Source organism: Streptomyces sp. H27-C3 (genome assembly GCF_030063415.1).
Lineage (GTDB): Bacteria > Actinomycetota > Actinomycetes > Streptomycetales > Streptomycetaceae > Streptomyces.
In genome coordinates this window covers 1-23,313 of sequence record NZ_JASITA010000012.1, presented here as the reverse complement: position 1 = coordinate 23,313, position 23,313 = coordinate 1, and the positions used below count along the sequence as shown (strand labels likewise).

General features: G+C 70.4%; 17 protein-coding genes. 10 read left to right on the top strand and 7 right to left on the bottom strand.

Annotation, left to right across the window (positions count from 1 at the left end; genetic code table 11):
• Positions 1–64 precede the first annotated feature (64 nt).
• On the bottom strand, positions 65–364 hold the full coding sequence (locus QMK30_RS13880; RefSeq protein WP_283518052.1) for a YciI family protein: 300 nt from the start codon (positions 362–364) through the stop codon (positions 65–67).
• A gap of 43 nt (positions 365–407) precedes the next feature.
• On the opposite strand from QMK30_RS13880, the gene QMK30_RS13875 reads away from it, so the two are divergent.
• Positions 408–1,085 carry an endonuclease V gene (locus QMK30_RS13875; protein WP_283518050.1) on the top strand — a complete coding sequence of 226 codons (678 nt, stop codon included), beginning with the start codon at positions 408–410 and terminating at the stop codon, positions 1,083–1,085.
• Between the two features lie 24 nt (positions 1,086–1,109).
• Here the strand turns inward: QMK30_RS13875 and QMK30_RS13870 are convergent, their stop codons facing one another.
• Positions 1,110–2,312: a saccharopine dehydrogenase family protein gene (locus QMK30_RS13870; RefSeq protein ID WP_283518049.1), complete on the bottom strand. Its 1,203-nt coding sequence runs from the start codon at positions 2,310–2,312 to the stop codon at positions 1,110–1,112.
• A gap of 165 nt (positions 2,313–2,477) precedes the next feature.
• Between QMK30_RS13870 and QMK30_RS13865 the strand changes: the two genes are divergently transcribed.
• Genes QMK30_RS13865 through QMK30_RS13850 form a run of 4 tightly spaced genes read left to right on the top strand, consistent with a single transcriptional unit; the run spans position 2,478 to position 8,254 of the window.
• A complete protein-coding gene (locus QMK30_RS13865) occupies positions 2,478–3,641 on the top strand; it encodes a CaiB/BaiF CoA transferase family protein (protein ID WP_283518047.1) in 1,164 nt (387 codons plus the stop codon).
• Positions 3,638–4,780 carry an acyl-CoA dehydrogenase family protein gene (locus QMK30_RS13860; RefSeq protein ID WP_283518045.1) on the top strand — a complete coding sequence of 381 codons (1,143 nt, stop codon included), beginning with the start codon at positions 3,638–3,640 and terminating at the stop codon, positions 4,778–4,780. The genes QMK30_RS13865 and QMK30_RS13860 overlap by 4 nt, the downstream gene beginning before the upstream one ends.
• 44 nt (positions 4,781–4,824) lie before the next feature.
• Entirely contained in the window at positions 4,825–6,039 is a 1,215-nt protein-coding gene (locus QMK30_RS13855; RefSeq protein WP_283518043.1) for an acetyl-CoA C-acetyltransferase, read from the top strand.
• A gap of 31 nt (positions 6,040–6,070) precedes the next feature.
• Positions 6,071–8,254: a 3-hydroxyacyl-CoA dehydrogenase NAD-binding domain-containing protein gene (locus QMK30_RS13850; RefSeq protein WP_283518041.1), complete on the top strand. Its 2,184-nt coding sequence runs from the start codon at positions 6,071–6,073 to the stop codon at positions 8,252–8,254.
• Between the two features lie 85 nt (positions 8,255–8,339).
• Here the strand turns inward: QMK30_RS13850 and QMK30_RS13845 are convergent, their stop codons facing one another.
• Together QMK30_RS13845 and QMK30_RS13840 are read right to left on the bottom strand one after the other, a co-directional pair.
• Positions 8,340–8,837, bottom strand: a complete 498-nt coding sequence (locus QMK30_RS13845) for an FBP domain-containing protein (RefSeq protein WP_283518040.1) — start codon at positions 8,835–8,837, stop codon at positions 8,340–8,342.
• 99 nt (positions 8,838–8,936) lie between these two features.
• Positions 8,937–9,665 (bottom strand): MerR family transcriptional regulator, encoded by a 729-nt coding sequence (locus QMK30_RS13840; protein ID WP_283518038.1) that lies wholly within the window; start codon positions 9,663–9,665, stop codon positions 8,937–8,939.
• Between the two features lie 131 nt (positions 9,666–9,796).
• Between QMK30_RS13840 and QMK30_RS13835 the strand changes: the two genes are divergently transcribed.
• The gene (locus tag QMK30_RS13835; RefSeq protein WP_283518036.1) at positions 9,797–11,644 is read left to right on the top strand and encodes an AMP-dependent synthetase/ligase; all 1,848 of its coding nucleotides are present in this window, start codon (positions 9,797–9,799) and stop codon (positions 11,642–11,644) included.
• 83 nt (positions 11,645–11,727) lie between these two features.
• Here QMK30_RS13835 and sph read toward each other — a convergent pair whose 3' ends face one another.
• Positions 11,728–12,726 (bottom strand): sphingomyelin phosphodiesterase, encoded by a 999-nt coding sequence (sph, locus tag QMK30_RS13830; protein ID WP_283518035.1) that lies wholly within the window; start codon positions 12,724–12,726, stop codon positions 11,728–11,730.
• Positions 12,727–12,980: 254 nt separating this feature from the next.
• Here sph and QMK30_RS13825 point away from each other — a divergent pair, with 254 nt between their 5' ends.
• Both QMK30_RS13825 and QMK30_RS13820 read left to right on the top strand, forming a co-directional pair.
• Positions 12,981–13,856, top strand: a complete 876-nt coding sequence (locus QMK30_RS13825; protein ID WP_283518033.1) for an oxygenase MpaB family protein — start codon at positions 12,981–12,983, stop codon at positions 13,854–13,856.
• Between the two features lie 252 nt (positions 13,857–14,108).
• The gene (locus QMK30_RS13820; RefSeq protein ID WP_283518032.1) at positions 14,109–16,886 is read left to right on the top strand and encodes a glycosyl hydrolase; all 2,778 of its coding nucleotides are present in this window, start codon (positions 14,109–14,111) and stop codon (positions 16,884–16,886) included.
• 62 nt (positions 16,887–16,948) lie between these two features.
• On the opposite strand, the gene QMK30_RS13815 is transcribed toward QMK30_RS13820, so the two are convergent.
• Together QMK30_RS13815 and QMK30_RS13810 are read right to left on the bottom strand one after the other, a co-directional pair.
• Positions 16,949–17,992, bottom strand: a complete 1,044-nt coding sequence (locus QMK30_RS13815; protein ID WP_283518030.1) for a LacI family DNA-binding transcriptional regulator — start codon at positions 17,990–17,992, stop codon at positions 16,949–16,951.
• Positions 17,993–18,203: 211 nt separating this feature from the next.
• Complete coding sequence (locus QMK30_RS13810) at positions 18,204–19,730, bottom strand: M1 family metallopeptidase (RefSeq protein ID WP_283518028.1); 1,527 nt, start codon at positions 19,728–19,730, stop codon at positions 18,204–18,206.
• Between the two features lie 228 nt (positions 19,731–19,958).
• On the opposite strand from QMK30_RS13810, the gene QMK30_RS13805 reads away from it, so the two are divergent.
• Both QMK30_RS13805 and QMK30_RS13800 read left to right on the top strand, forming a co-directional pair.
• Entirely contained in the window at positions 19,959–21,908 is a 1,950-nt protein-coding gene (locus QMK30_RS13805) for a Xaa-Pro dipeptidyl-peptidase (protein ID WP_283518025.1), read from the top strand.
• Complete coding sequence (locus QMK30_RS13800) at positions 21,908–23,206, top strand: M14 family metallopeptidase (RefSeq protein WP_283518023.1); 1,299 nt, start codon at positions 21,908–21,910, stop codon at positions 23,204–23,206. The genes QMK30_RS13805 and QMK30_RS13800 overlap by 1 nt, the downstream gene beginning before the upstream one ends.
• Positions 23,207–23,313: the final 107 nt, after the last annotated feature.

Below are 23,313 nucleotides of genomic sequence, written 5' to 3'. Positions count from 1 at the left end.
CCCGCCCAAGCGCCCGCCCTCGCCCAAGCGCCCGCCCTCGCACCCCGCCACGTCCCCACACCGCCTATGAGGGCAACTGCTCCTGGTATCCGGCCAGTTCCGCCGCCGTCTTCGTCGCCACGAACTCCGTGATCCGGTACACACAGACCCCCGCCGCAGTGAAGGGATCCTCTGCCGCGATCCGCTCGACCCGCGCCCGGTCGACCCCCACGGCCAGGATCACGCCGCCGTCCCGCGGCACCTTCCGCCCCGAAGCGATGAAGACGCCCGCCGCGTACTGCGCGTCCAGCCACGCCACGTGCGCGTCCAGCAGCTCGTTGACGCGCTCAAGGGGCTCGGTGTAGGTCAATTCAAGTACGAACATGATCGTCAGGTTACCGTCGGCCCGTTCTAGGGTGGTCGTCACCATGACGACCATAGAAACCCCCGCCGACGAGGCCGCAGCCCGAGCGATCCAGGACGCACTGCGCACCCGCGTGGTGCTCGACCAGCAGGGCCCCCCGCCCGGCACCGGCCGGGTGACAGGTGTGGACGTCGCGTACGACGACGAGCGCGACGTCGTCGTCGCCGCGGCCGTCGTCCTCGACGCCGCCACGCTCACCGTGCTCGACGAGGCCACCGCCGTCGGCCGGGTCGCCTTCCCGTACGTACCGGGGCTGCTGGCCTTCCGGGAACTGCCGACGGTGCTCGCCGCACTCGAATCCCTGTCGGCGGACCCCGGCCTGGTGGTCTGCGACGGTTACGGGCTGGCCCACCCCCGCCGCTTCGGCCTGGCCAGCCACCTCGGGGTGGTCACCGGACTCCCGACGATCGGCGTCGCCAAGAACCCCTTCACCTTCCGGTACGAGCAACCGGGCCCCCGGCGTGGTGACGCGTCCCCCCTGCTCGACCACAACGAGGAAGTGGGCCGCGCGCTGCGCACCCAGGACGCCGTGAAGCCGGTCTTCGTCTCAGTCGGCCACCGGGTGAGCCTGGACAACGCCTGCGCCCACACCCTGCGACTGGCCCCCGACTACCGCATCCCGGAGTCCACCCGCAGGGCCGACACCCTCTGCAGGCAGGCCCTGCGCGCGGCAACGGCCTGACCCCGGCGGCCCACACCTACGCCCCTACACCTGACGCACATCCGCGACCCGGAACCGGATCCCCGCCGCCTGCAACCGCTCCAGCAGCGCGTCTCCCATCGCCTCCACCGTCGTCACCTGCCCGGACGTCTTGGGCAGGTCGTCGAAGGCGAGGCAGAGCACCGACTCCGCGAGCATCTTCGCGGTCTCGTCGTACCCGGGGTCGCCGCCGGACACCTCGGTGAACACCCGCCGCCCACCGCCCACGCCCACGAACCGCACCGAGAACCAACTCCGTTCCCTGCGCTCCGCGTCGGGTCCCGCGCCCGCCCCGTACCGGCCCATCAGCCAGGCACGCGCGGCCGGAATCTGCGCGAGCGCGAAGAGGGCGCCCACCGCGGCCACACTCGCGCCCGCGACCGGCAGCCACTTCACCGACGCGTAGTGCCGGTAGCGGAAATCGGGCCCGTACCGTTCAAGGGCCGCCGCCGAGCGGGCCACGACCTGCGGATCGAGGGTGCTCAGCGGCAGCGCCCAGGTGCCGGTCTCCCGGCTGCGCCGAGGCGCGGCGAACGGCGCCCGCGCCCGCCGGCCCATCGGCCGCGGCTCGTGCTGCCGCCGTTCCTTCGCGGCCCGCAGGATCTGCGGCCCACGCGCGAAGGCGTTGAGCGCCGACGCGAGGGTCCCGCCGGAGAACATCGCCCCGGCGCGCACGAACCCGTCGATCCGCAGCGGTACGTCCTCGGGCAGCTGCCGCACCGTGTAGTACACGCCGAGGTCGTGCGGGATCGAGTCGAAGCCGCAGGCGTGCACGATCCGCGCCCCGGTCTCCCTGGCCCGTGCGTCGTACCCGACGTACATCCGGTCGGCGAACTCGGACTCGCCCGACAGGTCCGCGTAGTCCGTCCCCGCCTCGGCGCACGCGGCGACCACGCCCTCCCCGTACCAGACGTAGGGGCCGACCGTCGTCGCCAGCACCCGGGTACTCCCGGCGAGTTCGCGCAGCGATCGCGAGTCGGACACATTGGCGCGCAGCAGGGGAAGCGTCGCGCAGGCCGGGTCGATCGCGGTGAGCCGCTCGCGCAGCTTCTCCAGCTTCGCGGTACTGCGCCCCGCCAGCGCCCACCGGCAGTCCAGGGGTGCGTGCCGCGCGAGGTATTCCGCCGTCAGCTCCCCGACGAAGCTCGTCGCCCCGAAGAGCACGATGTCGTACACGCGCCCTGATCGGCCTGGCACTGTCTCGCCCATGTACGCCTCCGCAGTCGGTACCGAGCCACTGTCGGTCGCCGAGGCTAGCGTGATCCGTGGGGAAAAAGAACTAAGCGCTTGCTCGCCCGAAGGGCTTGTGCAGAGTGGAACACGTTCTTAGCATCATTGCTGTTACATCGGTTGTGTCACAGTGCTGGGGGCTTGATGGCAGCGACAGTGAACGGCCCGCTCGCCGGGGTGCGCGTGGTGGAACTGGCGGGAATCGGCCCCGGCCCGTTCGCCGCCATGCTCCTCGCCGACCTGGGTGCGGATGTGGTCCGGGTGGACCGGCCGGGCGGCAGCGGCCTGGCCATCAACCCGGCGTACGACCTCACCAACCGCAACAAGCGCTCGGTCCTCGTTGACCTCAAGGCCGAGGACGGCCCGGCCCGGGTCCTCGACCTGGTCGAGCGCGCGGACATCCTCATCGAGGGCTACCGGCCGGGAGTCGCCGAGCGCCTCGGCGTCGGCCCCGACGTGTGCCTGGCCCGCAATCCCAAGCTCGTGTACGGGCGGATGACCGGCTGGGGCCAGGAGGGCCCGCTCGCGCAGAGCGCCGGGCACGACATCGCGTACATCGCGCTCTCCGGCACCCTCGGCATGTTCGGCAGGCCCGACGAGCCGCCGATGGTCCCGGCGAACATCGTCGGCGACTACGCGGGCGGCTCGCTCTACCTGGTCGTCGGCGTGCTCGCGGCGCTGCGGCACGCGGCGGCCCCGGACGGCGCCGGGCAGGTGGTCGACGCGGCGATCGTGGACGGCGCCGCGCACCTTGCCACGATGATCCACGGCATGGTGGCCGCGGGCGGCTGGCAGGACCGGCGCGGAGCGAACCTGCTCGACGGCGGCTGCCCCTTCTACGGCAACTACGAGACGTCGGACGGGCAGTACATGGCGGTGGGGGCGCTGGAGCAGCAGTTCTACACCGAGTTCGTCCGGCTCCTCGGCATCGAGGACCAGGCCCCGGCGCGCAAGGACGTCGCCCGCTGGGACGAACTGCGCGCTGCGATCGCCGCCCGGTTCAAGGAGCGGACCCGCGAGGAGTGGACGGCGGTCTTCGAGGGCTCGGACGCCTGCGTCGCCCCCGTCCTGTCGCTGCGCGAAGCCCCCACGCACCCGCACCTGGTGGCCCGCTCCACCTTCGTCGAGCACGGCGGCCTCACCCAGCCCGCGCCCGCGCCGCGCTTCTCGGCCACGCCGGGCTCGGTGCGCCGGCCACCCGCGCAGCCGGGCGCGGACGCCGCGGAGGTGTCCCGCGACTGGGACGTACCGAGCGTCGGCAATCCCGCAGAGTCGGAGTCGGCGGCACAGGCCAGGAGGCAGAGTTGAAGCGTCAGATCTTCACCGCGGAGCACGAGGCCTTCCGGGAGACCGTGCGTACCTTCCTGACGAAGGAAGTGGCGCCGCACCACGAGCAGTGGGAGCAGGACGGCATCGTCAGCCGTGACGTGTGGCTCGCGGCCGGCCGCCAGGGGCTGCTGGGGCTCGCCGTGCCCGAGGAGTTCGGCGGCGGCGGCAACGCCGACTTCCGCTACAGCGCCGTCCTCGCCGAGGAGTTCGTCCGGGCGGGCGCCTCCGGGCTCGCGGTCGGGCTGCACAACGACATCATCGGGCCCTACCTCACCGGGCTCGGCACCGAGGAGCAGAAGCGACGCTGGCTGCCGGGCTTCTGCGGCGGCGAGACCATCACCGCCATCGCGATGACGGAGCCGGGCGCGGGCTCGGACCTCCAGGGCATCCGTACGACCGCACAGGACCGCGGGGACCACTGGCTGCTCAACGGCTCCAAGACCTTCATCTCCAACGGCATCCTCGCCGACTTGGTGATCGTCGTGGCCAGGACCACCCCCGAGGGTGGCGCGAAAGGCCTGTCCCTGCTGGTCGTCGAGCGCGGCGCGGAGGGCTTCGAGCGCGGCCGCAACCTCGACAAGATCGGCCAGAAGGCCCAGGACACCGCCGAGCTGTTCTTCAACGACGTACGCGTCCCCAAGGAGAACCTGCTCGGCGAGCTCGACGGCGCCTTCATCCATCTGATGACCAACCTCGCGCAGGAGCGGATGGGCATCGCCGTCGCCGGGATCGCCGCCGCCGAGTACCTCCTGGAGATCACCACGCAGTACGTCAAGGAGCGCGAGGCGTTCGGCCGGCCGCTGTCCAAGCTCCAGCACATCCGCTTCGAGATCGCGGAGATGGCCACCGAGTGCGCCGTCACGCGTACGTTCCTCGACCGGTGTATTGCCGATCACTCGAACGGGGAACTCGACGCGGTACACGCGTCGATGGCCAAGTGGTGGGCCACCGAGCTGCAGAAGCGGGTCGCCGACCGCTGCCTCCAACTGCACGGCGGCTACGGCTATATGACCGAGTACCGCGTCGCCAAGGCATTCACGGACGGCCGCATCCAGACGATCTACGGCGGTACCACCGAGATCATGAAGGAGATCATCGGCCGTTCCCTGCTGGCCTGACCGCCACCCCCTCTCTCTTACGTCACCCTCGAAAGGCAGTTGTCTTGAGTACCGAAGCGTTCGTGTACGACGCGATCCGCACCCCGCGCGGTCGCGGGAAGGCCAATGGCGCCCTGCACGGGACCAAGCCGATCGACCTCGTCGTCGGCCTGATCCACGAGATCCGCCGCAGGCTCCCCGACCTGGACCCCGCCGCCATCGACGACATCGTGCTCGGTGTCGTGGGGCCGGTCGGCGACCAGGGCTCCGACATCGCCCGGATCGCGGCCATCGCGGCGGGGCTGCCCGACACCGTCGCGGGCGTCCAGGAGAACCGCTTCTGTGCCTCCGGCCTGGAAGCAGTCAACATGGCTGCCATGAAGGTCCGTTCGGGCTGGGAGGACCTGGTCCTCGCGGGCGGCGTGGAGTCCATGTCGCGGGTGCCGATGGCCTCGGACGGCGGCGCCTGGTTCGCCGACCCGATGACCAACTACGAGACCGGCTTCGTCCCGCAGGGCATCGGCGCCGACCTCATCGCCACCATCGAGGGATACTCGCGCCGCGATGTCGACGAGTACGCCGCGCTCTCCCAGGAGCGGGCCGCCGAGGCATGGAAGGACGGCCGCTTCAACCGGTCCGTCGTCCCGGTGAAGGACCGCAACGGCCTCACCGTCCTCGACCACGACGAGCACATGCGCCCCGGCACCACCGCGGACTCCCTCGGCGCGCTCAAGCCGTCCTTCGCGATGATCGGCGAGCACGGCGGCTTCGACGCCGTCGCGCTCCAGAAGTACCACTGGGTCGAGAAGATCGACCACGTCCACCACGCGGGCAACTCCTCGGGCATCGTGGACGGCGCGGCCCTGGTCGCCATCGGCTCCGGCGCGGTCGGCGAGCGATACGGCCTCACGCCCCGCGCCCGTATCGTCTCCGCCGCGGTGTCCGGCTCCGAGCCGACCATCATGCTGACGGGCCCCGCGCCCGCCACCCGCAAGGCACTCGCCAAGGCGGGCCTGACGATCGGCGACATCGACCTGGTCGAGATCAACGAGGCCTTCGCGGGCGTTGTCCTGCGCTTCGCCAGGGACATGGACCTCCCGCTGGACAAGATCAACGTCAATGGCGGCGCCATCGCCATGGGGCACCCGCTGGGCGCCACCGGCGCGATGATCCTGGGCACGCTCATCGACGAACTGGAGCGCCGCGACCAGCGGTACGGCCTCGCCACCCTGTGCGTAGGCGGCGGCATGGGCATCGCCACCGTCATTGAGCGTCTCTGATCCCGTCCCTTCCCTCACGGAGCAGCCACACATGAGCGAGTCCACCACCATCCGCTGGGAACAGGACGAGAGCGGTGTAGTCACCCTCGTCCTCGACGATCCCAACCAGTCCGCCAACACCATGAACCAGGCCTTCAAGGCATCCATCGCGGCGATCGCCGACCGCGCGGAGGACGAGAAGGACTCCATCCGCGGCATCATCTTCACCTCGGCCAAGAAGACCTTCTTCGCGGGCGGCGACCTCAAGGACATGATCAAGGTCGGTCCTGAGCACGCCCAGCAGGCCTTCGACACCGGTACGGCCATCAAGAAGTCCCTGCGCCGCATCGAGACCCTCGGCAAGCCCGTCGTCGCCGCGATCAACGGCGCGGCGCTCGGCGGCGGCTACGAGATCGCCCTGGCCTGCCACCACCGCGTGGCGCTCGACGCCCCCGGCTCCAAGATCGGCCTGCCCGAGGTCACCCTCGGCCTCCTCCCGGCGGGCGGCGGAGTCACCCGCACCGTACGGCTGATGGGCATCGCCGACGCGCTGCTGAAGGTGCTCCTGCAGGGCACCCAGTACAACCCGCGGCGCGCCCTGGAGAACGGCCTCGTCCACGAGGTGGCCGCGACCTCCGAGGAGATGCTCGCCAAGGCGCACGCCTTCATCGACGCCAACCCCGAGTCCCAGCAGCCCTGGGACGTCAAGGGCTACAAGATCCCCGGCGGCACCCCCGCCAGCCCGCACTTCGCGGCGAACCTCCCCGCCTTCCCCGCCAACCTCAGGAAGCAGACCGCGGGCGCCCCCTACCCCGCCCCGCGCAACATCCTGGCCGCGGCCGTGGAGGGCTCCCAGGTCGACTTCGAGACCGCGCTGACCATCGAGGCGCGGTACTTCACCGAGCTGGTCACCGGGCAGATCTCCAAGAACATGATCCAGGCGTTCTTCTTCGACCTGCAGGCCGTCAACGCGGGCGTCAGCCGCCCCCGGGGCATCGAACCGCGCCCGGTCCGCAAGGTCGCCGTACTCGGTGCCGGGATGATGGGCGCGGGCATCGCGTACACCTGCGCCCGCGCCGGCATCGACGTCGTACTCAAGGACGTGACGGCCGAGGCAGCGGCCAAGGGCAAGGCGTACTCCGAGAAGCTCCTCGACAAGGCGCTCTCGCGCGGCCGTACGACCGAGGCCAAGCGCGACGAACTCCTCGCCCGCATCACACCGACCGCCGACCCCGCCGCCCTCGCGGGCTGCGACGCGGTGATCGAGGCGGTCTTCGAGGACACCGCGCTCAAGCACAAGGTGTTCCAGGAGATCCAGGACATCATCGAGCCCGACGCGCTGCTCTGCTCCAACACCTCCACGCTGCCCATCACCGGCCTCGCCGAGGGGGTGTCGCGCCCCGCCGACTTCATCGGGCTGCACTTCTTCTCGCCCGTCGACAAGATGCCGCTCGTGGAGATCATCAAGGGGGAGCGGAGCGGTGACGAGGCGCTGGCCCGCGCCTTCGACCTGGTGCGCCAGATCAAGAAGACGCCGATCGTGGTCAACGACTCGCGCGGCTTCTTCACCTCGCGCGTGATCGGCCAGTTCATCAACGAGGGCGTGGCGATGGTCGGCGAGGGCATCGAGCCCGCCTCGATCGAGCAGGCCGCCGCCCAGGCCGGCTACCCGGCGAAGGTCCTGTCCCTGATGGACGAGCTGACCCTCACCCTGCCCCGCAAGATCCGCAACGAGACGAAGCGGGCGGTCGAGGAGGCGGGCGGCAGCTGGCCGGGTCACCCGTCGGACGCGGTCATCGACCGCATGGTCGACGAGTTCGGGCGCCCCGGGCGCAGCGCTGGCGCGGGCTTCTACGAGTACGGCGAGGACGGCAAGCGCACGCGACTGTGGCCCGGCCTGCGGGAGCACTTCACCAAGCCGGGCGTCGAGATCCCCTTCATCGACATGAAGGAGCGGATGCTGTTCTCCGAGGCGCTGGACACCGTCCGCTGCTTCGAGGAGGGCGTACTGACCTCGGTCGCCGACGCCAACATCGGCTCGATCATGGGCATCGGCTTCCCTGCCTGGACGGGCGGCGCGATCCAGTACATCAACGGCTACGAGGGCGGGCTGCCCGGCTTCGTAGCACGCGCGCGTGAGCTCACCGAGAAGTACGGCGAGCGGTTCACCCCGCCCGCGCTGCTGCTGGAGAAGGCCGAGCGGGGCGAGAAGTTCAGCGACCCCGACCGGACCTGACAGGCCTGGAGGGCGCCCGACGCGGCGGGCGGGGCACTGCCCGCCGCGTCGGGCGAGATCAGTGCCCAGTCAGGTGGCTGTCCGGTCAGGCGAGGATCTGGTCCACAAATCCGTGCGCATTGCCCAGCGTGCGGGCGATCTGCTCCTCCAGGGTCAGCGACTCCTCCAGCCGCTTCGCCAGCGCGTTCTTCTTCCGGCCGCGGACATAGAGCGAGCAGGCCAGATCGGCGCAGACGTAGATGCCGAGCGTGTCGCCGTTGCGCCCCGCCGGGCCCGCCTTGCGGGCGCTGAGCAGATCCACGCCGGATCCCGAGTGCGAGGTCACGCAGAAGGAGCACAGGCTGGTCCTGAGCAGCGACCGCCGGCTGCCCGGCGCCGCGCGCAGCGTGAGACCGACGAGCCCGTCGTGCCGTCCGATCACCAGATAGCCGCGGTCGGCCGCACCCGGATCGCGCCAGCCGAGGAAGTCCAGGTGCTCCCAGGGCTGATCGGCGAGATCCCGGGGCAGGTTGATCCGGCGCGCCTCGCCCTTGGAGCAGTTGACGAAGGACGTACGGATTTCTTGTTCGGTGATTGGTTTCACGTTGCCGGAAATTAGCACCCCGACCAAGTGCGTGTCGTACGAATATACGCGGGCGGGGGCCGCCACCGCGGGTGGGCCGCCGCGGTGGCCCGGCGTCGCTCACTCCGCGACGAAGGCGGCCCGCAGCTCTTCCTTGAGGGACCGCTGGAATGCCGTGACCAGCGCCTGCAGCACCATCGGCTGCATATGGGCCGACAGCGACTTCATCGCCTCCACATGCTCCGGGTCCGACTCGCGCTCCCGGTAGGGCCCCCACACCTCGTCCTTGAAGAGGTGCGTCAGGGCATGGGCCGCCGACCGCGTGTGCTCCAGCAGGATCGTGCGGGCGGCGAGAATCGTCTCGTGCGCGATCGGCACGCCGAGGAGCTGTACGCCGAGGGCCAGCAATCCGGGGTCGACGTGGAAGGTGTGGGGGGCGTCGGCGCGGCGCAGGACGTTCATCGCGGCGAGCCGGTCGATGTCCTCGTCCGACAGGGGCCGCCCGGCCCGGCGCTCCAGCTCCGTGCGCGTCGCGTCCTCGGCCGAGTCGGGGACCCAGGACGCCACCAGGGCGCGGTGGATCGCCAGGTCGTGCGCGCTCAGGTCGGGCGGCAGCTGCTCCAGATACCGCTCGATGGCGGCCAGCGTCATGCCGTGGTGCTGGAGCTCCTCGATGAGCGCCAGCCTGGAGAGGTGCGCGGGCCCGTAGTGGCCGACGCGGCGCGCTCCGATCACGGGGGGCGGCAGCAGACCGCGGGTGCTGTAGAAGCGGATCGTACGCACCGTGACTCCGGCTCGTGCGGCCAGTTCGTCGACCGTGAGCGTCTGCTCCTCGGTGTCCGTCGTCATGCCTGCGCCTCGCTTCCACTGCCTCTGTCGCTGCCGTGCTCCAATTCAGTGCAACAGTATTGCTGTCTCACCACTGTTGTGAAAGCGTCCGGCCATTCCATCGCGACATTCCATGGCGACAGGAGGCGGTCATGACCACGATCCTGCGACTTCCCGCGGAGCCCGCGGAACTCACCCTTCCCGCGTTGCTGCTGCGCAATGCGCAGGACCACGGCGACCTGCCGGCGCTGTCCTGGCGAACGGGCGGCGCGGGGCGGGCGGGAGAGGCGGCCGGGTGGACCACGCTCACCTGGAGCGAGGTTCGGCGCAAGGCAGCCGTCCTGGCCGCCGGCTACGCGGCGCTCGGGGTACGGCGCGGCGAGCAGGTTTTGCTCATGATGGGCAACCGGCCCGAGCACTGGCTCACCGACCTCGCCCTCACCCACCTCGGGGCGATCCCCGTAACGGTGTACGGGACGTCCGCGCCGGAGCAGATCGCGCACATCGCCCGGCACGGACGCGCCCGGTTCGCGGTCGTCGAGGGCGCGCGTGAGGTGGAGCTGTGGGAGCCGCTGCTCGCGGACGCGTCGGCGCCCCTTGAGCGGCTGGTCGTGATCGAGGCGGCCGCCGCCGGGCCCCATCGTACGTACGGGTCCCTGCACGCCACGGGCAGTCGCCTGTACAACGCGGACGGCTTCGAGGAGGGGTGGCGCGAGGCGCGCGCCAGCGACGTGCTGACCGTCGTCTACACCTCGGGCACGACCGGCGACCCCAAGGGCGTACCGATCACCCATGGCATGGTCGTACGCAACGCACTCGCCCTGGACCGGGCCGTCGAGCTCCCCGCCCACGTCGAGCACGTCTGCTACCTGCCGCTCGCGCACATCGCCGAGCGCATGCTGGGCATCTACCTGTCGGTGTTCCGGGCCTCGCACGTCCACCTCTGCGCCGACCCGGCCGCGGTGGCCGCGACCGCGCGCGAACTGCGTCCGGCGCAGTTCTTCGGCGTCCCCCGGGTGTGGGAGAAGCTCGCCGCGTCCGTCCGGGCGGCGCTGTCGTCGCTGCCGCCGGAGCGGCGGGCCGCGATCGAGGCGGCGGGGGAGACGGCGCGCGCACACGTCGCGTACCGCGAGCGGGGCGAGCAGCCGCCCGCCGGCCTCGATGCCGCGTACCGGCGGGCGAAGGCGGAAATCCTCGATCCGCTGCTTGCCCTGGCCGGGTTCGACCGGCTGAGGTGGACGGCGAGCGCGGCCGCACCGATGCCGCCGGCCGTGGTGCGGTTCTGGGCCGGGTTCGACTTGGTGATCATGGATGCCTGGGGCCTGACCGAGACGGTCGGCGTGTGCACGACCAACACCAAGTCCGCCTTCCGGCTCGGCTCGGTGGGCCGTCCCATCGACGGTGTGGACCTGCGGATCGCGCAGGACGGCGAGATCCTGGTGCGCGGGGACACCGTCTTCGCCGGATATCTGCGGGCGGACGGCTCGGTGGAGAGCGCCCGCGACGCGGACGGCTGGTTCGCGACGGGCGACGTGGGCCGGCTCGACGAGGACGGGTACCTCTGGCTCACCGACCGCAAGAAGGAACTGATCGTCACGTCGAGCGGCAAGAACGTCGCGCCCGCGCTCGTCGAGAACACCCTGAAGGAACACCCCTTGATCGCCCAGGCTCTCGCCCACGGCGACGGCCGCTCCTACCTGGTCGCGCTGCTGGTCCTGGACGCGGAGACGACCCTGGCCTGGGCGGCCGGACAGGGCATCGAGAACGAGGGCGACCTCGCGGCCCTGGCCGAGCACCCCGCCGTGCGGGCCGAGATCGACCACGCGGTCGAAGCGGCCAACGCCCGCCTCAACCGCACCGAGCAGATCAAGCGCTATCGGCTGCTGTCGACGGAATGGGGCCCGGAGACGGGCGAGTTGACACCGTCGCTGAAGATGCGCCGCCGGGTGATCCGCGACCGGTACGCGGACGACATCGAGGAGTTGTACGACGGGGCCTGACGGGACGGCGCCCGCCCGTCCCGGTCTCCTGCTCCCGGGGCGGACGGGCCGGTGCGCGTGGTGGCGTCAGCCGCGCCGTGCGGTCAGCGGCCGCCCGCGACGACCGGGTAGTGGTCGCTCAGATTCGTGTACGTGTACTCCCTGCCCCAACTGGAGACCGTCCAGGGAGCGCTCTGCTCCTTGATCACGTCGTTCTTCCAGCCTGCCGGCCTGGCGTGGCCCGCCCGGAGCAGGACATGGTCGAGGTCCTCGCGCGGGTCGTCGGGATAGCGCTCCGAGGCGATCGAATTGTCCGCCGTGTCGAAGGAGTACGGGTGGCCGGTGCGCGAGTCGGCGGTGGTCAGGCCCGCGTCGGTGAGCATCGAGGCGTACTCGGCGCTGTGCGAGTCGACATTGAAGTCGCCCGCGACAACGACCTGCTCCGAGGCAGGGATGTTCTTGCCGTCGAGGAAGGCGTCCATCGCCTTGAACTGCCGGCTGCGCATCTGCGCGGCCTCGCCCGCCCCACAGCCCGGGTCGGTCGACTGCGCGTGCGTGCCGACGACATGCACCCTGGCGCCGTTCACATTGAGGACGGCGTATACGAAGCCCTTGTTCGAGTACCAGTCGGAACCGCACGCGTCCTTGTAGACGTACTGCTCCTTGCGTACGACCGGCCACTTGCTGAGAATCGCGACCCCACCGTCCTCGGGCGTCGTCGCGGAGTACGACCCGCCGGTCGCGTCCCAGCCGTCCTTGCTGCGGCCCATCACGGGCGTCTGGTACGGATACCGCGCGGCGGCATTGCTCATGAGCGCGTCGGAAGAGCCGTTGTCGAAGGCCTCCTGCACGACCACCACGTCGTTGCCCTTGAAGAAGGAGGCCTCCGGAATCGCCTTCGCCCGGTGGTCCTGGCCCCAGTTGGGGTAGAGGGCCTTGCTGAACAGGAACGCGTTGTACGACAGCACCTTCAGCGAAGGCACGTCGGCCGCCGGAGCCACGGGCGCCGCCGAGGCGGACGGGCCGTTCGCGGTCAGGGTGACGGCCGCGAGGGCGGCGGCCAGGGCTGCGCCGGGAATACGGCGGAGCGCGGAGTGAGGCACTGGATCTCCCGTTGCTGGTGTGGGGGTTGGACCGGCGCCGCACATCAAATCAGCCAGAGTTACTTCCCGGTAGCCATTGGGCACCACGGGGTCGGCCGGCTGCTCACGATCAGGCCAACTCTCGTGCGCAAGGGCGACGGGCCGGTGCCGGGAGGGGACAGCGGGCGGCGCGCCGGGGTGCGGCCCGTGGATCACCGGGCCGCCCGTGATCGCATACTGGATCACAAGCCCGCCGACCCCCTTGGAGTCACCAGATGAAGACCGGTGGACAGGATCCGGCGCCGCCTCCGCCCGGCGGTGTGCTGTGGAGCGTCGCGGGTGACGTGCGCGCACTGCTGATGCTCCCCGCGGCGCTGACCATGCAGGTCGCGCACCCGGCCGTCGGTGCCGGAGTCGACGAGCACTCCGTGTTCCGTGCGGACCCCTGGGGGCGCGGGGAGCGGTCCGTGCGGTCCGTGCAGCTGTGGGTGTACGGAGGAGAGGAAGCCGCCGAGGAGGGTCGCAGGCTCCGGCAACTGCACAAGTCAATCCGGGGCACCGACGCGCACGGCCGCCGCTACCACGCGCTCGACCCGCACTACTACGCATGGGTCCACGCCACCGGCTTCCCCTGCTACCAGCACGCGCTGCGCTACCTCGCCCGCCCGCTCACCGACGCGCAGGAGCGTCAGCTGTACGCGGAGTGGCTCCGGGTCGGCCGGATCCTCGGCATCAACGACCGGGACATGCCCCAGACCGTCGAGGAGTTCTGGCCGTACTACCGCAAGATGCTCGCCGACGAGATCGAAGCGACCGTGGTGGTACGCGAACTGCTCGCCCCCGACAGTCCGGTGCCCGCACCCGCCTGGGGTCCCCTCCCGGTGCGCCTGCTGCTGAGGGCCCTGTGGCCGCTCCTGCTGCCGCCGCTCGCCCGCTTCCGGTCCTTCGTGACCGCCGGCTACATGCCGCCCGACGCGCGCGAGGCGATCGGCCTGGAATGGAGCGACGTGCAGGAGCGCAGGCTTCGGCGGTTCAGCCGCGTCGTGCGCGTCGTGGTGCCGCTGCTGCCGGAGCGGCTGCGCTATCTGCCGCGCGCCAGGGCGGCGAGGGCGCGGCACCGCGCCGCGCGGTCGGCGGGGCGAAGGGCTTAGGGATTGAGGCCTGAGTCCTGAGGCTCAGAGTGTGAGAGCGCTCTCAAGAGGTTGGGTCAGGGAATGCCCTGATTGCTCTCGCTCCGTCAAGATTCCTCAATACGTCAAGACTCGAACGCATGGCGACCACGGGTGGTCCCAACTGCCGTGCGTGTCAGAGGTATTGACACTCCCATTACAGGAGTTTTACGTTCCCTCCCATCTGAGAGCGCTCTCGGACGCCCGTTCCTCCACGATTTCGAGGTGCCGTCCATGCCAGCCCCCCGCCTCAGATCGGCCTCCGCGCTGATCCTGGTATCCGCTCTGGCCGCAGTCGGTCTGGGCTCCGCCGCCGCTCCCGCGGCAGCCGCCACCATCCCGGTCGGCTCGGGCAGTTACTCCGATGTGCGCCCCGCCGGCGCATCGGGCCCCACCACCAACACCGGCGCACCCGTCACACCCAAAGTGACACCGGCCGCGAAGGACAAGCCGGTGCCCACCAACGACTGGTGGTCCTCCCTCGCCTTCCAGCGGTACGGCGACAACCCGCACTCCACACCCATGTACGGGCACCCGCTCACCTACCAGGCCACCCGCGGCGGCCTCGAAGTCGGCTACCCGACGAGCTCCGCCGTCGGCGGTGACGGCCGCCAGTACGAGTTCGCGCACAAGGCCGACCTCACTCTCGGCCTGACCGGTCTCAACTCCCCGGACACCAGGGCCGACGACTGGTCCGACTGGACCGTCACGCCGTACTGGTCCGACGGCACCCGCACCCTGCGCACCACCATCGGCCACGGCATGCCCTATGTGTATGCCAAGGGCTCCGGCGGCAACGCCCAGATCACCACCGCCGCCGCGCCCACGGTCTTCGCCGACCAGGGCAACGTCCTGGGCGTCACCGTCGCGGGCCACCACTACGCCCTCTTCGCGCCGACCGGCAGCGACTGGAACGTATCGGGGTCCACCGTCACCGCGGGCCTCGGCTCCAAGGACTACTTCTCGCTCGCCGTGCTGCCGTCCACCGACGCCCTCGCGACGTTCAAGAAGTACGCGTTCAGCTTCGTCACCGGCTCCAAGGCGACCTGGAGCTCGGAGGCCGGCACGGTCAAGGCGACGTACGCCCTCACCACCGAGGCCAAGGAGGGCGCCGAGAGGGGCACGCTGCAGGCCCTCTACCGCCACCAGTGGCTGCACACCACCGACCCGCTCACCCCGTACACCTACGTATCACCGCGCGGCACGATGAAGGTCCGCGAGGCGGCTTCCTTCAGCACCAGCCAGCGGGCCTCGGGCGTGCTGCCGGCGCTGCCGAAGTCGAGCGGCGTCGAGACGGCCAGACTCAGGGGCTACCTGAACGAGGTGGCGAACGCTTCCGACCCGTTCTCCGGCGCCACCGACACCTACTGGACCGGCAAGGCGCTCGGCCGGCTCGCCCAACTCGTCCCGGTGGCCGACCAGATCGGCGAGACCGCCAACCGCGACAAGCTGCTCGGACTCATGAAGGGGCGCCTCCAGGACTGGTTCACGGCAGGTGGCGTGAGCGAGTTCAGCTACGACAAGGACTGGAAGACGCTGACCGGCTACCCGGCGTCGTACGGCAGCGACACCGAGCTCAACGACCACCACTTCCACTACAGCTACTACGTCTACGCGGCAGCGATCGTCGCGCAGTACGACCCGGCCTGGGCCGCCGACTCCGCCTGGGGCGGCATGGTCAAGACCCTGGTCCGCGACGCCGCCAACCCCAGCCGCACCGATGCCGCGTTCCCCTTCCTGCGCGGCTTCGACGTCTACGCCGGGCACAGTTGGGCCTCGGGCCACCAGGGCTTCGCGGCGGGCAACAACCAGGAGTCCTCGTCGGAGTCCACCAACCTCAGCGCGGGACTCGTCCTGTGGGGCGCCGCGACCGGCGACACCTCGCTGCGCGACCTCGGCACGTTCCTGCTCACCACCGAGGCGGAAGCCATCTCGCAGTACTGGTTCGACGCCGACCAGCAGGTCTTCCCGTCCTCCTACGGCCATGACACGGTCGGCATGGTGTGGGGCAGCGGAGCGGCGTACGCCACTTGGTGGACCGCGAACCCCGAGGAGATCCACGGCATCAACGTCCTCCCGGTGACGGCTGGTTCGATGCACCTCGGTCGTAAGAAGGACGCGATCAAGCGCAATATCGCGGAGATGGAGCGTGAGAACGGCGGCCCGGCCGTCGAATGGCGCGACCTCCTCTGGGAGTTCGAGTCGATCGCGGACCCGGGAGCGGCGAAGACCAAGTGGGACGCGGGCCACGCGGGCTACACCCCGGAGCAGGGTGAGTCCAAGGCGCACACATACCACTGGATCAACACGCTCGACACGCTCGGCGCCCCCGACGCGTCGGTGGCCGGAGACATCCCGACCTCCGCGGTCTTCACCAAGGGCACGGTACGGACCTACGCCGCGCACAACCACGGCTCCACGGCCCGCACGGTGACTTTCTCGGACGGCGGCAAGCTCATCGTCCCGGCCCGCTCCACGGCGACAGGCACCGGCACCGGCGGCGGCGACCCGGACCCGGATCCCGACCCGCCCACCGGTAACACCTTCCAGCTGCGCACCGGAGGAGTGCTCACCACCGCCATCGGCACCACGGCGGGCAGCGACACCATCGCTTCCGCGGGCGGCGGCAACCACGACGGCGCCCCGCACACCCCGCAGACGTACGAGGTCAAGAACGTCACCGGCGCACTCAAGGCCGCCGCGGCCACGTCGTTCCGCCTCCAGTTGGACGCGGGCTCCGCGGTCGGTCTCGGACAGCAGGCCAGGATCAGCTACGACCTCACGGGTGACGGCACCTTCGAACGGACCGAGACCTACCATTACTTCGCGACCGACCCGGTGGCGGGCTGGGAGGAGTACACGCAGGCCCGCGGCCTCAAGTCGGCGACCGGCACTCTCGGCGCCCTCAAGGACGGCACCGTACGCCTGGAGGTGTGGAACGCCATCGGCAACGGAACGGCCAAGATCCTTACCGGCACGGACCGTTCGAGCCTGGTGATCCCCTTCCAGTGAACCAGCGAACCGTCCGCCACCGGTCCGGTAACCGGTAGCGGACCACGCGGCGGGTCCCGGCCTCAGGCCGAGGTCCGCCGCACCAGTTCGGTCGGCATGATCACCGAGGCCGGCGCGCCCGATTCCGGGCCGCCGTCCTCGCTCAGCACCCGCATTAGCAGCCTGACCATCAACCGGCCCATTCCTTCGATGTCCTGACGGACCGTCGTCAGCGGCGGCTCGGCCGACTCGGCGAGCGGAAGCACGTCGTCGAAGCCGACCAGTGCGACATCCTCGGGCACCCGCCGGCCCCGCTCGCGCAGCACCCGCAGAGCGCCCGCCGCCATCAGGTCGTTGGCGGCGAACACCGCGTCCAACTCCGGTCTGCGTTCAAGCAGTTCCGTCATGGCGAGGGCCCCGCTCTCCACGGTGAAGGCGCCCTGCGCGATCAGCCCCGGATCCGCGTCGAGCAGCACATCGCGGTAGCCGTCGATGCGGTCGAGGGCGGAAGTCTGGTCGCGCGGGCCCGCGATGTGCGCGATGCGCTCGCGGCCCAGGCCGACGAGATGGTGCACGGCCTGCCGGGCGCCGCCGCGGTTGTCGCAGTCGACGTACGGGACCGCGCGCTCGGAGTCGGTGCCCGACCAGCCGGGGCGCCCGCCGAAGACGGTCGGGAGCTTCACCCGGCGGATGACGGCGGGCAGTTCGTCGTCGTTGTGCAGCGAGAAGGCGAGCGCGCCGTCGACATGACCGCCGCCGAGGTAGCGGGCGATGCGGTCGTAGTCGCCGGGCCCTTCCACCCACAGCAGCACCAACTGCGAGTCGTGCGCCGTCAGTTCCCTGCTGATCCCGCGCAGCTGCTGCTCGAAGAACGGATCGGAGAAAATCCGGAACTCCGGCTCGGCGATGATCACGGCGACCGCGCCGTTGCGCCGGGTCACCAGGGAACGGGCCGCGTGGTTCGGGACGTACCCCAGATCGTCGACGGCCCGGCGAACCTTGTCGACCAGCGGCTGCCGCACACCGGCGCCGCCGTTGACGACGCGGGAGGCCGTGGCGCGGGAGACCCCGGCACGGGCCGCGACGGCTTCCAGAGTGGGGCGGGACCCAGCGGACTGCTCGGGCACTGCGGACGCTCCTCGGCTGCTCGGGGCGGCAGCGGGAGAGGGCTGCCGGATGGCAGGCTACCGGGTCGCACCGATCTTCAGAGAGCGCTTTCAGCAGCCTGGCCACCCACGGTACGCGGGAGGGCGTACCGGGTGCGTAGCGGGTGTGGACCAGCTGTCCACGACGACCACCGCGCCGCCCTCGGCGGCGCGGTGTGTCGCCGGTCGCCGGTCAGCGGTGGTCGTGCCCGTGACCCTGGCCGTGGTCATGGACCGAGTTGGTCGCGGCGATCTTCTTCCACGACTTGGGCTGCGCGGGCTTCGCGTCCGCGCCGCTCGCGCGGGCGACCCGGGCGTCCGCGGCGGCCGGGGAGCCCGGCTTCGACGGCTCGTACAGCCAGGTGTCGAAGAGCTCGGCGAGCGGCTTGCCCGAGACCTTCTCGGCGAACTTCACGAAGTCGCCCACATTCGCGTTGCCGTAGGCGTACTTGGCCGTCCAGCCCTTGAGGATCTTGGAGAAGTCCTCGTCGCCGACCTCATTGCGCAGCGCCTGCACGGCGAGCGCGCCCCGGTCGTAGACGGCGATGTCGAACTGCCTGTCCGGACCGGGGTCGCCCGGCTTCACGGTCCAGAAGGGGTCGTCGGCCGCGCGTGTCTCATAGACATAGTCCGCGAGCTCCTGCGCGGTGCCCTCGCCCTCCTTCTCCGACCACAGCCACTGGCTGTAACGGGCGAAGCCCTCGTTGATCCAGATGTCCTTCCACCCCTTGACCGAGACACTGTCGCCGTACCACTGATGGGCCAGCTCATGGACGACGACCGAGATGTTCGAGCCGTTCGCGAACTGGCGCGGGCTGTAGAACGGGCGGGTCTGGGTCTCCAGGGCGTATCCGCTGGTCACGTTCGGGACGTAACCACCCAGCGCGTTGAAGGGGTAGGGGCCGAAGACCCCGGTGAGCCAGTCGGCGACCTCCCCGGTGCGCTCGATGCTGGCGCGCGCGGCGCCCGCGTTGTCACCGAGGTCCTTGCTGTACGCGTTGAGGACGGGCAGGCCGCTCTCGGTCCTGTCGGTGGTGATGTCGAACTTCCCGACCGCGAGCGTCGCGAGATAACTGGCCTGCGGCTTGTTCGAACGCCACGCGAACCGCGTCCAGCCGATCTTCGAGCTCTGCGACTGGAGTACGCCGTTGCTGATCGCCTGGGTGCCGTCCGGCACCGAGACCGACACGTCGTACGTCGCCTTGTCCAGCGGGTGGTCGTTGCTCGGGAACCACCACACGGCCGAGTCGGGCTCCTGGGCGGCGACACCGCCGTCCGGGGTGCGGTGCCAGGCCGTGTATCCGCCGATCTTGAGCTCGGAGGGCTTTCCGGTATAGCGGACGACGACCGAAATCGTCTTGTTCTTCTCCACCGGCGACGCCGGGCTGACCACCAGCTCCTGGTCGCTCTCCTTGACGAACTTCGCCTTCTTGCCGTTGACCAGGACCTCGCTCACCTTCAGGCCGAAGTCGAGGTTGAAGCGGGAGAGGTTCTGCTTGGTGGTGGCGAGGATCGTCGCCGTACCCTCCAGCAGGTCCGTCTTGGGCTGGTACTTCAGGCGCAGGTCGTAATGGGATACGTCGTATCCGCCGTTGCCGCTGGCCGGGTAATAGGGGTCGCCGATACCCGGGGCGCCCGGAGTGAAATCTGCGGCCGATGCCGGGATCACCAGCAGCAAAGAGGCAGCGAGGGCGCTCGGGGCGATGAGTCTGCGGTGCACGGATGCTCCAAGTGGTCAGTCCGAAGGATCTGTTCGCACTCTATTCAGCCCCCTGCCACCAGTCATGTCCATGGTCGCTCCTGTCACACGACTGCCATGTGGCCGACATGTCACCTCTCGCCCAGCTGGGGAGTGTGTGATCGTCCCACTGCGCTCTGGTGCCCTCTTTTGCACGGCAGTTGACCGGAGTACCTTCCGGCCATGCCGATACCTGCGCGGGGCACCCGAATGAAGTGGCACAGACTCATACCGGTGGCCGCGGCCGCCCTGATGGCCGTACTGATCTCCCCGGCGGGCGCCCAGGGCGCCGCGGCCGGGCCCAAGGAGAGCAAACCCGTCTACTCCTACGACGACGCGATACGCGAGTCCGTGTGGGTGGACACCAGAATCGACGGCGACTCGGACGGGAAGACCGACCGGGTCGCCGTCGACATCGTCCGGCCCAGGGAACCCGCACAGCAGGGCCGCGAAATACCGGTGATCATGGATGCCAGCCCCTACTACGCATGCTGCGGGCGCGGCAACGAGAGCCAGAAGAAGACGTACGACGCGAACGGCAAACCGGTCCAGTTCCCGCTCTACTACGACAACTACTTCGTGCCCCGCGGCTACGGCTTCGTCGCCGTCGACCTCGCGGGAACCAGCCGCTCCGACGGCTGCGTCGACGTCGGAGGCCGCTCCGACGTCCAGTCCGCCAAGGCCGTCGTCGACTGGCTGAACGGGCGCGGCAAGGCGTACACCACCCGCACCGGTGGCGCGCCCGCCAAGGCCGGCTGGACCACCGGCAATACCGGGATGATCGGCAAGAGCTACGACGGCACCGTCGCCAACGGCGTCGCGGCGACCGGCGTCGAGGGCCTCAAGACCATCGTCCCGATCGGCGCGATCTCCTCCTGGTACGACTACTACTTCGCCCAGGGCGCCCCGCTCTACGACAGCGGCCCCGAGTGGCTGTCGGACTACGTGGAGAGCCCCGAGGCCCGCGAACGCTGCAAGGCCGTCCAGCGGAAACTGGTCGACGGGGCGCCGCGCACCGGTGACTGGACCCGGCTGTGGAGCGAGCGCAACCATGTGCCGGACGCGGACAAGGTCGAGGCGAGCGTCTTCGTCGTCCACGGCATGCAGGACCTCAACGTCCGCACCAAGCACTTCGGCCAGTGGTGGGACGCGCTCGCCGACGAGGGCGTGGACCGCAAGATCTGGCTGTCCCAGACCGGCCACGTCGACCCCTTCGACTTCCGCCGCGGAGACTGGGTCAAGACCCTGCACCGCTGGTTCGACCATGAACTCCTCGGCTACGACAACGGCATCGACCGCGAGCCGATGGCCGACATCGAGCGCGCCCCCGACCAGTGGTCCACCGGCAAGGTCTGGCCGCCCCGCTCCACCGCCGCCACCACGGTGCGCCCCGGCAAGGGCGCCGCGCCCGGCGTCGGCACCCTCGGCGTCAAGCGCGCCGAGCCCGGCGTCACCGAGACCCTCACCGACGACCCCAAGCTGAGCGAGAGCGACTGGGCCGCGCAGATCGACCGCTCCACCCCGTCCAAGGCCGGGTTCACCACCAAGCCGCTCACCCGCGACCTGCGCCTGTCGGGCTCCTCCAAGGTGACGGTCACCGCGACGCCTTCGACGCCGACCGCCCACCTCTCCGCGGTTCTCGTCGACCTCGGCCCCGACACCATCAGGGACTACGCCGGCGCGGGCGAGGGCATCACCACCCTCCCCGAACGCACCTGCTGGGGCCCCAGCACCACCGGTGACAGCTCCTGCTACAAGGAGACCGCGGCCAAGACGGCCGACGTCGACTACACCGTATTCAGCCGCGGCTGGGCCGATCTGGGCACCTACGCGGACCCGGGCAAGGGCCGCCCGCTCACGCCCGGCAAGCAGCACACGATCACCCTGGACCTCGCCGCGAGCGACCACGTCGTACCGGCCGGCCACCGGCTCGCGCTGATCATCGGCGGCACCGACGCCGGGCTCATCGACCCGCCGTCCACCACCCCGGCCCTCGGCATCGACCTGCACCGCACGGGAGCGAAGCTCCCCTTCGTCGGCGGCGACAAGGCATTTGTCCGCGCCACCGCGGGCTCCGGCGCGCACACTTCGTCCGGCGCCCTCCTCGACGGCGTCGGCGAACCGCGCTCCATCCGTCCGATCCCGGGAGGCACCCGCTGATGCTCGCCCGTATCCGCGCCCTGGCGCTCGGCGTCACGGCCGTTGCCCTGGCGGCCCCGCTCCTCGCCGCGCCCGCGCAGGCGACGCCCGCGCCACCCCGCAGCGGGTTCGAGGCCAGCGGCGGCGCGCGCTGGACCACCCAGCCTGAGGAACAGACGTTCCTGAAGGCCGTCGACCGCGGCAGCGAGCGCGTCACGATGTCCGCGATCGGCGCCACGAAGCAGGGCCGCCCGCTCCAGCTCGTACGCATCGGCACGCACCGCACCGCCAACACCGCGCTGCTGATCTGCTCCCAGCACGGGGACGAACCCTCCGGCCGCGAAGCCTGTCTGACGACCGTGCGCGACCTCGCGTACGCCAAGGACAAGCAGACCCGCGACTTCCTCAAGCGCACCACGGTCCTGGTCATCCCCACCGCCAACCCCGACGGCCGGGCCGCCGACACTCGCGGCAACTCCGACGGGGTCGACATCAACAGGGACCACATCGCCCTGCGCACCGCCGAGGGCCGCACCATGGCCGCCGTCCTGCGGGACCACCGCCCGGACGTCGTCTACGACCTGCACGAGTACGGCGCGACCGTGCCGTACTACGACAAGGACCTGCTGGCTCTGTGGCCACGCAACCTCAATACCGACGACCGGGTGCACGCGGAGGCCCGCACTCTCTCGGAGTCGTACGCGCGACCCGGCGCCGAGGACGCCGGATTCAGCACCGGCATCTACGGACTCTGGACCGACCCGGTGACGGGGGAACCGATCGAGCAGGTGGCGGGCGACGGCCAGGAGCGCATCCTGCGCAACACGGCGGGCGTCAAGCACTCCGTGGGGCTCCTGGTGGAGACCCGGGTAGACGCACTCACCGACGCGGAGAAGAAGGACCCGGCCCTCAACAACCGGCGTCGCGTCGACTCCCACCTGGCCGCCCTCGACGGCGCGTTCACCTTCGTCGGGGAACGACGTGGCCGGATCGAGACGGCAACCACCCTGGCGCGGCTGGCGGGCTTCGCCGACCGCGGTCCCGTGTACCTCGGCGGGGCGGACAACGACCCGGCCGAGCCTGCCGAGATCATCCAGGACCCGCCATGCGGCTACCGGCTCACCGGGGCGCAGTACGCGGAGGTCAAGGATGAACTGGAGCTGCACGGTGTCGTGTCGGAGCGTGACGGCCCGGGTGCGTTTGTGCCGTTGCGTCAGTCTCTGCGTGACCTGGTCGTTCTGTTGCTCGACGAGCGCGCGACGTATCACCTCGCCATCGGCCGGCCCGACGCTCGCTGTTACGACCTCACCCGCGATTGACAGTGGGAGAAGGAGCGGCGTCTGGGGCCTTCGAATCCAAGGCGGAGGAGGGAGTGATGGCGGAGCCATCGCGACTGACGACAACGCCGGAGGCGGAGGTCCCAGGC